This window comes from Pseudofrankia coriaricola (genome assembly GCF_001854805.1).
GTDB lineage: Bacteria > Actinomycetota > Actinomycetes > Frankiales > Frankiaceae > Pseudofrankia.
Genome location: NZ_MBLO01000258.1, coordinates 99,561 through 112,659, shown reverse-complemented (window position 1 = coordinate 112,659; position 13,099 = coordinate 99,561). Strand labels below are relative to the sequence as shown.

At 69.3% G+C, this 13,099-nt stretch carries 13 protein-coding genes; 8 read left to right on the top strand and 5 right to left on the bottom strand.

What is annotated here, in order from left to right; translation table 11 throughout:
- Positions 1–6: 6 nt before the first annotated feature.
- From BCD48_RS38035 to BCD48_RS38005, 8 genes are read left to right on the top strand one after another with little or no spacing between them, the layout of a single operon-like run.
- Positions 7–969 carry a DODA-type extradiol aromatic ring-opening family dioxygenase gene (locus BCD48_RS38035; protein WP_071053229.1) on the top strand — a complete coding sequence of 321 codons (963 nt, stop codon included), beginning with the start codon at positions 7–9 and terminating at the stop codon, positions 967–969.
- Complete coding sequence (locus tag BCD48_RS38030; protein WP_198543569.1) at positions 966–1,865, top strand: alpha/beta fold hydrolase; 900 nt, start codon at positions 966–968, stop codon at positions 1,863–1,865. Before BCD48_RS38035 ends, BCD48_RS38030 begins: the two co-directional genes overlap by 4 nt.
- 26 nt (positions 1,866–1,891) lie before the next feature.
- The gene (locus BCD48_RS51740; protein WP_157910615.1) at positions 1,892–2,029 is read left to right on the top strand and encodes a hypothetical protein; all 138 of its coding nucleotides are present in this window, start codon (positions 1,892–1,894) and stop codon (positions 2,027–2,029) included.
- An 11-nt stretch (positions 2,030–2,040) separates the two neighbouring features.
- Entirely contained in the window at positions 2,041–2,919 is an 879-nt protein-coding gene (locus tag BCD48_RS38025; protein ID WP_198543568.1) for an alpha/beta fold hydrolase, read from the top strand.
- On the top strand, positions 2,916–3,917 hold the full coding sequence (locus tag BCD48_RS38020; RefSeq protein ID WP_198543567.1) for a quinone oxidoreductase family protein: 1,002 nt from the start codon (positions 2,916–2,918) through the stop codon (positions 3,915–3,917). Before BCD48_RS38025 ends, BCD48_RS38020 begins: the two co-directional genes overlap by 4 nt.
- A 47-nt stretch (positions 3,918–3,964) precedes the next feature.
- A complete protein-coding gene (locus BCD48_RS38015) occupies positions 3,965–4,813 on the top strand; it encodes a 2-keto-4-pentenoate hydratase (protein WP_071053227.1) in 849 nt (282 codons plus the stop codon).
- The gene (locus BCD48_RS38010; RefSeq protein WP_071053226.1) at positions 4,810–6,141 is read left to right on the top strand and encodes a M20/M25/M40 family metallo-hydrolase; all 1,332 of its coding nucleotides are present in this window, start codon (positions 4,810–4,812) and stop codon (positions 6,139–6,141) included. Before BCD48_RS38015 ends, BCD48_RS38010 begins: the two co-directional genes overlap by 4 nt.
- A gap of 10 nt (positions 6,142–6,151) precedes the next feature.
- Complete coding sequence (locus BCD48_RS38005; protein WP_071053271.1) at positions 6,152–6,922, top strand: IclR family transcriptional regulator; 771 nt, start codon at positions 6,152–6,154, stop codon at positions 6,920–6,922.
- A gap of 9 nt (positions 6,923–6,931) precedes the next feature.
- Here the strand turns inward: BCD48_RS38005 and BCD48_RS38000 are convergent, their stop codons facing one another.
- The 5 genes from BCD48_RS38000 to BCD48_RS37980 all read right to left on the bottom strand — a co-directional run bounded on the left by BCD48_RS38000 (position 6,932) and on the right by BCD48_RS37980 (position 12,903).
- The gene (locus BCD48_RS38000) at positions 6,932–7,747 is read right to left on the bottom strand and encodes an enoyl-CoA hydratase/isomerase family protein (RefSeq protein ID WP_083419813.1); all 816 of its coding nucleotides are present in this window, start codon (positions 7,745–7,747) and stop codon (positions 6,932–6,934) included.
- The gene (locus BCD48_RS37995; RefSeq protein WP_083419812.1) at positions 7,744–10,056 is read right to left on the bottom strand and encodes a CaiB/BaiF CoA-transferase family protein; all 2,313 of its coding nucleotides are present in this window, start codon (positions 10,054–10,056) and stop codon (positions 7,744–7,746) included. Before BCD48_RS37995 ends, BCD48_RS38000 begins: the two co-directional genes overlap by 4 nt.
- Positions 10,057–10,142: 86 nt before the next feature.
- Positions 10,143–11,072, bottom strand: a complete 930-nt coding sequence (locus BCD48_RS37990) for an ABC transporter substrate-binding protein (RefSeq protein WP_157910614.1) — start codon at positions 11,070–11,072, stop codon at positions 10,143–10,145.
- 167 nt (positions 11,073–11,239) lie between these two features.
- The gene (locus tag BCD48_RS37985) at positions 11,240–12,061 is read right to left on the bottom strand and encodes an ABC transporter permease (RefSeq protein ID WP_071053224.1); all 822 of its coding nucleotides are present in this window, start codon (positions 12,059–12,061) and stop codon (positions 11,240–11,242) included.
- Positions 12,058–12,903, bottom strand: coding sequence for an ABC transporter ATP-binding protein (locus BCD48_RS37980; protein WP_071053223.1), 846 nt, complete (start codon positions 12,901–12,903; stop codon positions 12,058–12,060). The genes BCD48_RS37985 and BCD48_RS37980 overlap by 4 nt, the downstream gene beginning before the upstream one ends.
- Positions 12,904–13,099 lie beyond the last annotated feature (196 nt).

The following is a 13,099-nucleotide window of genomic DNA, read 5'->3' as shown; positions in this document are numbered from 1 at the left end:
GCCTCGATGTCGTCGATCGTGCTGGGTGTGGGCGCCTCCCACTCCACCCTGATGAACACGCATTGGGACGAGGCCGTGCACACTGATCGCGCCGAGGCTTTCCGGGTGGCGCTCATGGCGGCCCGGGACAACATCGCGCGGGTCCGACCGGATGTGGCTGTCATCGTCGGATCAAATCACTTCCGCGGTTTCTGGCTGGACCTCATCCCGGCCTTCACGATGGGCGTCGGTGAGGTCATCGCGTCGGGTGAGGCCGGCACGCCGGCAGGCCCGCAGAAGACCGACCCGGAGTTCGCGAGATCCCTTGCGGCGGAGCTCGTCGAAGCCGGCACGGAGGTCGCCGTCTCCGCTCGGCTGCAGATCGACCACGGGCAGTCGCATGCCATCCAGTACCTCCTGGACGGCATCGACATACCGGTAGTGCCGCTGGTGGTGAACGTGTTCGCGGCACCGCTGCCGAAGCTTTCTCGGTGCGTCGAGCTGGGTGGCAACATCGCGAATGCGGCTGGTCGCGTCGGCGGCGACAGGCGGGTGGTGGTCATTGCCTCCGGCGGCCTGTCGCACCGGCTGCCCTGGCCGAGTGACTGGAGTGCCCCAGCGGGCGCTGACGAGGCGTTCCTGGTCGAGGCATGGCTCAACGGCCGAGGTCAGTGGGAGCGTTATGACAAGCGGCGGCGCGAGATCATCGTCGCGGCCCAACCCGCTATCCGCGCCGAGTTCGACAAGCAGTTCCTCGCCGACCTGGAACGAGGACAGCTGCGCCGCTACGCATCTATGAGCAGCGGCGAGATCGAGGCCGTTGCCGGCAACGGCGGCCAGGAGCTGCGGACCTGGCTGGTGATGGCGTCCGCCCTGGGCTTCCAGCCCGGCCGGGCGCTGGTCTACTCGCCGATGCCCGAATGGCTGACGGGTATGGGCGTCGCTCTCATCGAGCCGTCCGAACGTCTCTGCGGAGGGGGATCCCTGTGAAGACTGCCACCGACGCCGCTGACCGACTCGCCTCGCCCGCCGCGGGCCCGATGCCCGCCAGCCGGTTCGCCGCGGCCAGCGGAGTCCAGTACCACTATCTTGAGCTCGGCTCGGGGCCGGACACGATCTTCCTCCACGGCGGAGGCCCGGGCTGCACGGGCTGGAGCGACTTCGGGCCGGTCGCTCCCTACTTCGCGGTCGACCGCCGCTGCGTCATCGTGGATATTCTGCAGTACGGACAGTCCGAGAAGTGCCATATCTCCGGGCCCATGTGGGACTTCCATGCCGCGAAGACCGTCGCCCTGATGGACGCTCTCGGAATCGGGACCGCGGACTTCATCTGTAACTCATGGGGCGGGACCATCGCCCTCTGCCTGGCTGCCCGCCACCCCGCACGAGTTCGCTCGCTCGTGATCACGGGCAGCATGCCGGTGTTCTACGGGCCACTGGCGCCGCTTCCTGAGGGTGGCCGGCGCGGCCGGAACGCGCGCGATGTCTACTACGGCGGCACGGGCCCGACGCGGGAGAAGATGCGTGACCTCATCAGCAGGCTCGAGTGGCACGACCCGGACCGGCTCCCCGGGGAAACCGTCGAGATGCGCTGGCGACAGAGCCTCGACGAGGGCGAACGCGAACTCGCCGCCAGGTCGGACTCCCCGCGCGGCGACTGGCAGGACCTCACCGACGAACTCGCTCTCATCGAGGCTCCGACACTGTTCATGTGGGGCCGCGAGGACGCATTCCTCACCCCCGACTATCCGATGATGCTCGCGCGGATGGTCAAGCGCGGGAGTCTCCACGTCATGGACCACGTCTCACACCATCTCCAGGAGGAGCGCCCCGCCGCATACCACGCCGTGGTGGACGGCTTCCTCCGCTCCGTCGACCACCCATGAATCCCTCCCGCCAGTTCAGGACACCGATGAAGAAGCTCCTCGCCCTGCTCGTCGTCGGCGCCGCCGCTGCCTACGCGCTGCCCAGGCTGCTGGCCCGCAGCAACACGCAGGTGCACCGCATCAACCAGAATCGCGCGGCACCTGGAGCGTCCACCCATGGATGATGGAGCAAAACGTGACCACTGACGATGTTGCCCGGACCATCTGGACAGAGTTGGCCGGCTTCGACTTCGGCCTGACCACGGTGCGTGCGGGCGGGATCCCGACCCGCGCGCTGCGCGCCGGCTCCGGCGAGGCCGTGATCTTCCTTCATGGCACGAGCGGTCACCTGGAGGCGTTCATGCGCAACATCCGTGCGCACGCCGCCAGCTACGCCTGCCACGCCATCGACATGCTCGGCCACGGATATTCAGGAAAGCCCGACTATCCCCATGAGATCCCGCGTTACCGCGACCACCTGTTGGCCTATCTGGACGCCGTCGGGGTGGAGAAGGCGCACATTGTCGGTGAATCTCTGGGCGGCTGGGTCGGTGCCCGCACGGCGATGGACAATCCCGACCGGGTCGCCTCGCTGCAACTGCTCTGCGCCGGCGGGACGGTGGCCAATCCGGAGGTGATGGCACGCATCCGCACCAGCACGCGTAGAGCGGTCGAATCGGACGATGTCGACATCACCCGTAGTCGGCTGCGCCTGCTGATGAACGATCCCGCGGATGCGACCGAGGAGCTTGTCGCGGTTCGACACGCGATCTACCACCAGCCCGACTTCGTCGCCAACCTCGACAACCTGCTGTGCCTGCAGGACCTCCAGACCCGGCTGCGCAACCTTCTGCAACCCGAGGACCTGGCCCAGATCACCGTGCCGACGCTGGTCGTGTGGGGCCGCAACAACCCGTTCGGCGAGGTGCCGGAGGCGAACGCGATGCATGAGGCGATCGCCGGCTCGGAACTCGTGCTCTTCGACGAGTGCGGGCACTGGCCGCAGCACGAACAGGCCGACCGCTACAACGACCTCAGCCTCCAGTTCCTCGCCAAGCATCCCGCGGTGTCATGACCGGGCAGACGATGCGCGCCGTGCGCGTCCACGGGTGGGGAGGTCCCCTGCGTGTGGACGACGTACCGGTACCGCGACGAGGCGAGGGCGAAACCCTGGTGAGGGTCGAGGCGGCGGCCGTCGCCCACCTCGATCTCACCGTGGCCAGCGGAAACTTCACCATCAAGCCCGAGCTGCCCTACGTCGGCGGGGTCGAAGGCTGCGGCGTCGTGGTCGAGTCCGATGCGCTCGAGCCCGGCACCCGCGTCCTCCTGCGCGGTGGCGGCCTCGGCCTGATCCGCGGCGGCACCTGGGCCGAGTATGTCGTCACCAGGTCGAAGACGCTCGTTCCGGCGGTGGAGGGCCTGTCGCCCGAACTCGGGGCCTGCTTCTTCGTTCCGACCACGACGGCCCACGTCGCCCTGCACGAGGTGGGCCGGATCGGCGCCTGGGGTGTCGAGGGGGTCGAGAAGACCAGCGACGAGGTGGTGGTCGTCGCGGGTGCGGCCGGTGCGGTCGGGTCGATGGTGGTGCAGCTCGCGTTGCGAGCCGGGTGCTCGGTGATCGGCCTGGTCGCCCGGGAGGAGCAGCGCGGGCTTGTGGCCCCGGGCGCCGAGGCGATCGCGGCTGATCAAGCCGATCGGCTGGCAGCCCTGGCGAAGGACCGCACCGCGACACTTCTCGTCGACACGGTGGGGGGCGCCGACCTGCCGGGCCGCTGCACGTGGGTCCGCCCCGGTGGCCGGGCCGTACTCGTCGGGTACGTGGCCGGTACCGACATCGACATCCATCTTCCGAACTGGCTGCTCGACGATGTCGCGTTGCTGCCCGTCAACATGATTCGGCGCGAAGTCGCGGCCCGCGAACACGCTCACGCGCTCGCGGAGATGCTCGTGAGCGGCGACCTGACCCTGGGCGTGGAGAGCTTCCCGATGGAGGAAGCGGGCCGGGCGATCGATCTGCTCGCCGCCGGCCGGGTCGGAGGTCGCGCCGTGATCGTCCCACCTGCCCTTGAGTGACGTCGACGAACGAGTCCGATGAGCCAGTCCGATGAACGAGGTGGAAAATGGCAGCTCCCAGCACGGTCCCTGCCGTGGTCCAGCAGGCCTCGGAGCGGCTACGCCTGGCCGGGTCGCTGCGGCGATCGTGCCCTCCCGTCCGTGACCTGATCGACGAGATGGACCTGGACACGGCGTACGCGGTCCAGCGTCACGTCACCGAGCTCCAGCTCATCAGCGGTGCCCGGCCGGTGGGGCGCAAGATCGGGATGACCTCACCCGCCGTGCAGCGCCAGCTTGGCGTGAGCCAGCCCAACTCCGGGGTCCTGCTGGACACCATGCACGTCAACGATGGTGCGGCGGTCGCGACCAGCCGCCTGCTGCAGCCGTTGATCGAGGCCGAACTGGCCGTGGTCCTGCGCGCCGACCTGGACGGCGACGACCTGACCCTCGAGGACGTCAGGTCGGCGGTCGGGACCGTCCATGCCGCGCTCGAGATCGTGGACAGCCGCATCGAAGGCTGGGACATCACGATCGTCGACACGATCGCGGACAACGCGTCGTCCGGCGTGTACGTGATTTCCTCGGACTACCAGCAGCTGGGGGACCGTGACCTGCGGACCATGGAGATGGAGCTGCGGCGGAACGGCACGGTCGTCTCCGCCGGCACCGGTGCGGCATGCCTGGGCGACCCGCTGCACGCTCTCGCCTGGCTGGCAGCGACGGCCCAGGCCCAGGGAGTGCCGCTGCGGGCGGGCGAGACCGTCCTCACTGGCGCCCTCGGCCCCATGGTGCCGATCGCCGAGGGCGACACCTTCACGGGAACCATCGGCGACCTCCGGCCCGTGTCGGTCCGGTTCCTGGCCTCGGCCGAGCTGTTGGCCAGGGGCGTTGAGCGTGGAGAGAGCGTCCCATGACGGCGCGGACCGGACCGGACGACAAGCTCGTCGCCCGGGTCATGCAGTTCGCCACCCGTGACCTCCTCGAGGAAGCCGTCCGCGGTGTCGTCGGCATCGCGAGCCCGACCGGTCACGAAGCTCCGCTGGCCGAGTGGATCTCGTCGCAACTGGCGGGCCGTGGGCTGACGACGCGGATACAGCGCCTCGACCCGTGGCAGGCGAACGCGGTCGGCGTCCTCCCGGGTCGAGGGGACGGGCCCTCCGTTCTCCTGTACGCGCCGCTGGACACGTTCACGACCGGTGACCCCGAGCGGGACCTGCCCTGGGCCGGGCCCGTCATGCGCACGGACATGCTGGCGCGGGCAACCGTGCACGGTCACCTGGTGGAAGGTCTGGGCGCCGGGAACCCGAAGGGGCACGCGGCGTGCGTCATGGTCGCATGCGAGGCCCTGGCGGCCGCCGGTGTCGCGCTGCCGGGTGACGTGGTCGCGGGGTTCGGGGCCGGCGGGATGCCCAGCTTCGCCGTCGACGGGGCCGGCGCCAGCGGCCGGGCCAACACCGGCCACGGCGTGGGTGCCGGCTTCCTGCTCGAGCGGGGATTCACCACGGACCATGCCGTGATCGCCAAGCCGGGCTGGCATGTGTCCCACGAGGAGGTCGGCCTGGTGTGGCTGGACGTCCTCGTCCCCGGCATCCACACCTATGTCGGCAGCCGCCACCGGCTGCCGTACCGCAACGCGGTGGCCGTCGCCGGTGAGGTCGCCAGCCGGCTCGAGTCCTGGTTGGAGGGCTACGCAGGCCGGCACGAGCACGCCACAATGAAGCCGCAGGGGGTCGTCTCGTCCATCCAGGGCGGCTTCGAACGACTGGCGGCCTCGACCCCGGCAATGGTGCGGATACGGCTGGACCTGCGCATCACGACGCAGCAGACACCGCCGGGGGTGGTGCGGGAAGTGGCTCGCGAACTGGCCCGGATCGGGCGCGAGCTCGGCGCGGACCTTCGGGTCGAGCAGGTGGCGGCCATCCCGGCGAGCCGGACCCCGCCGGACGCCCCCGTGGTCCGGGCCGCCGTCGCGGCCTGGGAAGCGGTCGCCGGTGCGCGGCACGAGCGGGTCCTGGCGAACAGCGGGGCCACCGACGCCAACATCCTGCGTATGCGGGGCGTTCCGACGGCTCGCGTGGGGATGCCCAAGGTCGTGGTCGCCCCGGACGGCGGACCGGTCGACTTCACCCGGGGCATGAACCTCGTTGACCTACGCGAGATGCGCCGACTGACCGAGGTCCTGGTGCGCACCGTTCTAGGGCTGGTTGACGGGGACGTGCCGCCGCGGCAGGAGATCGACTGACGTGACAGAGATGCGCTCGAGCGGGTACGGCGAGGGCCTCGGCGATGGGGCCAACAGCGTGCTGGGCAAGGCGCGCCTGATCCTCGAGGCGTTCCAGATCGAGGATGTCGACCTGTCGCTGTCAGAACTCTCGCGCCGCACCGGCATCTCCAAGGCGTCGGTCCATCGCCTTGCCCAGGAGCTGCTCAGCTGGGGGATGCTGGAGCGGTCCGGACAGGAGTACCGGCTGGGGATGCGGGCGTTCGAGCTCGGCAGCCGGGTCCCGCGTTTCCGGGTCCTGCGGGACGCGGTTCGTCCGTTCATGGAGAGTCTGCACTTCGCGACCAGGGAGACCATCCACCTGGCCGTTCTCGACGGCCTGGAGGTGCTGTACCTCGAGAAGATCACCGGTGTGCGGCAGACCACGCGGCCGTCACGGATCGCCGGCCGGATGCCGCTGCACTGCACCGCGACCGGCAAGGTGCTCCTCGCCTACAACCCACCGACGCTGCTCGACGACGTCGTTGCCACGGGCCTGCGGCGGATGACACCCTCGACGATCGTCCTTCCCGGAGTTCTCGCCGAGCAGCTACGCAGGGTGCGCGCGAATGGCCATGCCACCGAGCACGAGGAGACGAGGACGGGCTACTGCTCGGTCGCCGTGCCGCTTTTCGGCGGCAGCGGCCTGCTTCTCGCCGCCCTTTCCATCACCGCCCCGGCTTTCCGGGCCGACGTCAACAAGTTCGCCGCCGCGCTGACCGCGGTAACCCGCAACGTCGCGGCCACCGGTTTGATCAACTGATGCTCGCGGTCAGCGGCCGGTGAAGCGGGCGGGCCGTTTGTCCAGGAAGGCCTGGAGGCCCTCGGCGGCGTCCGCCAGCTCAAGGTTCCGCAGGACGTGCTGTTCCTCGACCGCCATCGCCTCGTCCATGGGCAGTCCCCACCCCTGGTCGATGACCTGCTTGATCAGACCGATGGTTGCCGTGGGCCGCGAGGCGAGGCGGTCGGCCTCGCGGTCGACCACGGCGTCGAAGTCGTCTCCCGCCACCATGTCGACCAGGCCCCAGGCGAGCGCCTCCTCGGCGGCGAGCCGGGTGCCGTCGATGATCAGGCGCTTCGCCCGGTGCGGGCCGATCAGCCGGGGCAGCCGCTGCGATCCGCCGGCGCCCGGGAAGATCCCCAGGTTGGACTCCGGAAACCCGAATGTCGCACCCGCCTTCAGGATGCGCAGGTCGCAGGCGAGGGCCAGCTCCGCGCCGCCGCCGAGGGCATGACCATTGAGCGCGGCGATGACCGGCTTGGCGGCCAGCTCCAGCATGCGCTGGACGTCAACCCAGCGGCGCATCGCCTGGTAGATGTCGGGGTCCAGGCGCCGCATGACGGAGATGTCGGCCCCGCCGACGAAGATCTTTCCCTTGCCGCGAACGATGATGCAGCGCACTGCTGGGTCCTGGGTGATGGCGGGCAGGTGTTCGATCAGTCGCGCGATGAGGCCCGGATCGACGATGTTCACCGGCCCGTGGTCGATCACCAGGGTGGCCACGGGCCCGCGGCGCTCGATCCGGAATCCCGCCTCCTGCCGGACTGGACTGGTACCGGTCTCGGTCTCGGTGCTCGACGGTGTCATTCCAGCGCCCCTTCGTCGTGCAAAGTTCGCAGCTCGTCCGGGCCGAGGCCGAGCAGCTCGACCAGCAGTTCGTCGGTGTGCTGGCCGAGCAGGGGGGCTGGCCGCCGGATGGCGCCGGGTGTCTCGCTCAGATGGGCGACGACCCCCTCGTGTGCCACCTTCCCGACGAGTGGGTGTTCGAGGTCGACGTAGAAGCCCCGAGCCGCCAGCTGCTCGTCGGCCTCCACCAGGTCGCGCCCGTCTCGCACCGGGTAGGCCGGGACTCCCAGCTGTTGTAGCTGCGCGGCGAGTTCGTCGGCGTCGCGCTCCGCCACCGCGGTACTGATCATGCGGGCGAAATCGGTATGCTCGTCGGCCTCGCGTTCGATCTTCAGGGCGGTGGTGAGAAGTTCCGGCGCCGCCGAACCGATCGCGATCCAGCGGTCGTCGCCGCGAGTTCGGAGGACGTCGGGCAGGACGGCGTGACGCCGAGTGCCTCCCAGCCTGCTCTCGACGAGGGCCGGTCCGAGCTGTGCGGCCATGGCCTCGAGCTGGGAGAGGTCAACGTGCCCGCCGTGGCCGGCATACAGCAGCTCCAGCGCCGCCAGCGCGGCGGCGTTCGCGGCCACCATGTCCCCGAGGCCGAAGGTGAGTCCCTGGGGAGCCCGGCCCTCGCCGCCGGTCTCGTAGGTCAGCCCCGACATGGCCGCCAGGGTGTCGGCGAACGTGACTGCCGGACGCCAGGGCCCGGTCTGTCCGACGCCCGCCATGGACACCAGGATGACGTCCGGGTTGATCTTGCTTAGTTCTGGATAGGCAAGGCCCCAGCGGGCGAGGACGCCAGGACTGAAGTTCTCGACCACGACGTCGACCTCTGCGGCGAGCCGTCGCAGGATCTCCTGCGCGCGCGGCTTGCGGAGGTTGAGGGCGAGACTCCGTTTGTCGCGGTTGAAGTTGATGAAGTAGCCGCTTTCGTCGTGGGAGGCGCCGGGGCGCAGGCGCATGGAGGGAGCGAATCGGGTCGGGTCCTGGCGATGGGCCGACTCGACCTTGATGATGTCCGCTCCGTGCTCACCGAGGATCTTTGTCATGTATGGCCCGGCGAGCACCCAGGTGAGGTCCAGTACCCGCACTCCGTCCAGGGCCTGCCCGGGCGCGCCGCCGGCCTTGTCGTCGCCGGGCCGGTTGCTGACCAGCCGCCGCCTGATCCGCGGCGGGCCGTGCGGACTTGCCTCGGGACCGTCGAGCCATCGAACGTCGGCGCCGACGTGCTGGGGCTCATCGAGTCGGACCGGGCGCGGGAGCGCCCGGGAGGCAAACGGGAACCCGACGTCGGCCACCCGTCCCACGGACGTCTCGATGTCGACGAGGAACTCGCGGTCGCGAAGCTGCGGGTTCTCCAGGAGACGAGCGGGTGAGACGATCTCAGCCCAGGGAAGCGAACGGCGGCGCGCCTCCTGGCTGAAGTCTTCAGCGGTGTGCCGCGCCACGAATCGGCCGACAACGTCGTCGACGTGCGGACGCCGCTCCCAGCGCAGCACGGGATCCTGCCACCGCGGCTCCGTGAGGTCCTCGGCCGCGCGCTGTTCGTCCATCCAGGCGAGCAGGTCGTCCCACATCCGGTTGCTTCCGGAGTAGCCGCCGGCGAGATAGCCGTCCGACGCCGCGAAGACCCGATGGGCGACGTGCCCGTACACGCCGGAGGTACGGCCGGGGACCGTGCCGGCGTGGATCCACGAGATGGCGCCGGTCTCCAGCGTGGCGGCCACGGCCTCCTGTACCGAGAGGTCGGCCAGCTGCCCCCGGCCGGTGCGCCGGCGGGCGACGAGCCCGAGCAGCGCCGCGATGGCGGCGTGGGTCCCGGCCAGCTGGGTGGCCTGCTGTCGGGGTGGTGGCTGCGGTGCCTGACCTGGGTCGCCGCCGAGCCAGGCCATGCCCCCGGCTGCGGTCGCGACGAGGTCATCGGCCAGCCAGGTGCTTCTCGGCCCGGTGAGGCCAAACGGCGTGACGACGACGTGTGACACCCGGCTCCACGCATCCGGGTCGGCGTCTCGTAGGCCCAGTGTCCGCAACGTGGTGACCGGACCGGACTCGAGGACGATGTCGGCGTCGGGCAGCAGCCTGACCAGGACCGTCTCCAGATCGGCGGACCGGCAGACGCGCTTTCCGGCGTGCCAGTGCAGGTGGTCCGCTGTTCCGAGGGGCACCGCCGGACGGTCGGTGACGCGGATGACGTCGGCCCCCAGCCCGACGAGGAGCCGAGCAGCCTGGAACGCGAGGTCGTCGGTCAGATCCAGCACGCGCAGAGTGGACGTGGATAGCGAGGTCACTGTTTCTCCGGATCCTGTCTTGTCGGGGACAACCGGCCCGGTTCGCTCCGGGCGCGGGCGACCGGGCCGGTACCGCCCAGATCAGATCAGGTCGAATTCTTGGTGAACCAGCCCTTGAGGATTGCCCGGTCGATGTCAGGCGACGAGTCCATCAGCTTCTCCTGCTGGAAGAAGGTCACGATCTCGCGGGAGCTCACCAGGTCCTCGTTGGTAAAGTCGCGGACCGCGAAGGTAATCTCTGGCAGCACCTTGACTGTCTGGTCGGCTGGGATCTTCACTTCCTTCTCGGTGGCGTCAGCGGCGCGCTGTGGCTGCGTGGTGACAATCTCGCTCGCCTCCCCGATCACCTTGATGATCTTTGTGGCGAGGTCCGTGTGCGCGTCCAGCCACGTCCGATCGGCCACGATCCACTGGACGTACTTCACGCCGAAGTCGCCAATCGTCTCGGTGACATGGCCACCGGCCTCGACTCCTCGGGTCACCCAGGGATCGAAGGCCACGTAGCCGTCCACCTCGCCCTTGCTGAGCAGCGTCGGGAAGTCCGGCGGCCCGGCCTTGACGAACTGAACCGAGGCACGGTCGATCCCCTTGCTCTCCAGGTAACGCACGGTGGACAGGGTCAACAGCCCGGGCGCGACCGCCATCTTCTTGATCTGATGCGGGTCGGTGATCCCCTTGCCGAGCACTACTTTGAGGTACTTCGACGACTCCTGGAACACCGCCACCGCCCGGAGGTCGGGCGCCTTGGCCATCAGCGGAAGGATCGTGGCGTCGGAGTTGCCGGCGAGCTGGGCGGCGCCGGCGATCACGGTCTGGGTGGGCGCCGGCCCACCCTCGGTCTGGGTGAGCTCGACATTGAGGCCGGCCTTGGTGAACAGGCCCTCCTGCTTGGCGACGTAGAAGGGCGCAAAGGCGGCGTCCACCCCGACCGCGATCCGGACCAGGGGCTGCGCGTCGCTGGATCCGGAGGCTGGGCGACCACAACCGCTCAGCGCCAGCACGAGCGTGGCCGCCAATCCGATAACCGCCGTCAGGTAGAGTCGACCGGACCGGGCCGCCCGCGGCGGGCGGCTCCGCGGCTCGAAATTCTCGCGAAACATGACAAACTGCCCTTCAGTGGGGATGGCTCACCGCGACGCCGCAGTGGGGACAACAGGTAGGCCGCCGGCGTGTGGCGGCGAAGTCACACCTTCACGCCGTAACGCCGCAACAGGCGGCCGGCCACGATGCGGATCAAACGGTCGCAGGTAAATCCGAGCACGCCGAGGACGATAATGCCAAGGAAGATCCAGTCCACCCGGCCGTAGTTGCGGGACTGCCAGATCAGAGCGCCGATGCCGTTGTCCGCGGCCACGATTTCAGCGGACACGATGGTCAGGAAGCTGTTGCCCATGGCCAGCCGCGCGCCGGTGACAATGTGCGGCACTGTCGCGGGCAACACGACGGCGTGCAACACCTGCCAGCGGTTGGCCCCGAGGCTCACGGCGGCCCGAAGTTTTGACTCGTCGATCGCCAGCACGCCGGCGATCGTGTTGATGGTGACGATGAAGACCGACGTATAGAAGATCAGCACGATCTTCGACGTCTCGCCGATGCCGAACCACACGATGGTCAGCGTGACGAAGGCGATCGGCGGGACGAAGCGAAAGAACTCGATGTAAGGGTCGAGCAGCCGCCGGATCGTCGCGACCCGCGCCATCAGGATGCCGATCGGGGCGCCAACGACCACCCCGAGCCCCCAGCCCAGCAGGATGCGGCGGACCGAGGCGAGTACGGCGTCGCCGAGGGTTCCGTCCCGTGCAAGATCCACGCCCGCCCGCAGGGTCTGCGCCGGGGTGGCGGCCAGGGCCGGGCCGTACCACCAGGCGACCAGTTCCCAGACACCCAGCCCGAGCAACACGGTCAGGACGGTGGGCGCCGCCGCCCGCAATATGACGTGGCCACCGCCGCGCGGACGGGTTCTCGATGGCGCCAGGCTGACCGTGCTGCGTGCCATGTCGGTCATGCCGCCGCTCCTTCAATATCCGCGCCCTGCACCCGCAGCGAGGCGCGCACCTCGTCGCCGATGTCCTGGCGCAGGCGGCGGCGCAGGTCCGTGAAGGCGGCACTGTCCTCCTGGCGGGGACGGGGCAGCTCCACTCGGTAGCTGCTCTTGATCCGGGCTTCCGGGCCGGCCGACATCACGACCACCCGGTCGGCCAGCAGGATCGCCTCGTCGATGTCGTGGGTGACGAACACGACGGTGCTGCGGTGGGTCTGCCAGATCCGGTCCAGTTCCCCCTGCATGACCTCCCGGGTCTGCGCGTCCAGGGCCCCAAACGGCTCATCCATCAACACCACCCGGGGCTGGTTGGCCAGTACCCGCGCGAGCTGGACCCGTTGCCGCATGCCACCCGACAGCTGGTTCGGGAAGTGGTCGGCGGTGTGCCGTAGGCCCACCAGTCCGAGAAACTCGTCGACGATCTCCCGTTGCCGGGCACGCGGCACGCCGCGCATCCGCGGGCCGAACGCCACGTTCCGCCGGACCGTCAGCCAGTCGAACAGCGCCTCAGTGCCCTGGAACACCACGCCGCACTCCGGGTTGGGGCCGGTCACCTCGCTGTCGCCCAGTCGGATAGAGCCGCGGTTGGGTGCGACAAACCCGGCGAGCGCCATGAGCAAAGTCGACTTTCCGCAGCCGCTGGGGCCTAGCAGGCAGACAAATTCGCTGTCTTCGATCTCGAGGTTGATGCCGCTGACCGCCTGATAGCCGCCAAAGCCGATGCCGAGGTCCCGGAACACGATGCGAAGCCCGCCGGACCGCGCCGCGTCGTCCGCTCTCACCACGTTGTTGAGGTCACTCACCATTACCCCGTCCGCTAGGGTGCCGCCGGTCAACCTGGCTGTTTGCCGGAGTTCACAGAGGTATAGCCGCGCCCTCACCGTCGCAGCAATGCCCGTGGTCCGCTGAGCGGACCCCATCCGGGATACTTCGGCGACATCGGAACGTAACTTTGACCTCGTCCACAGAGACCGGTCAGCTGCGGTGTGTTACCCCAGAACG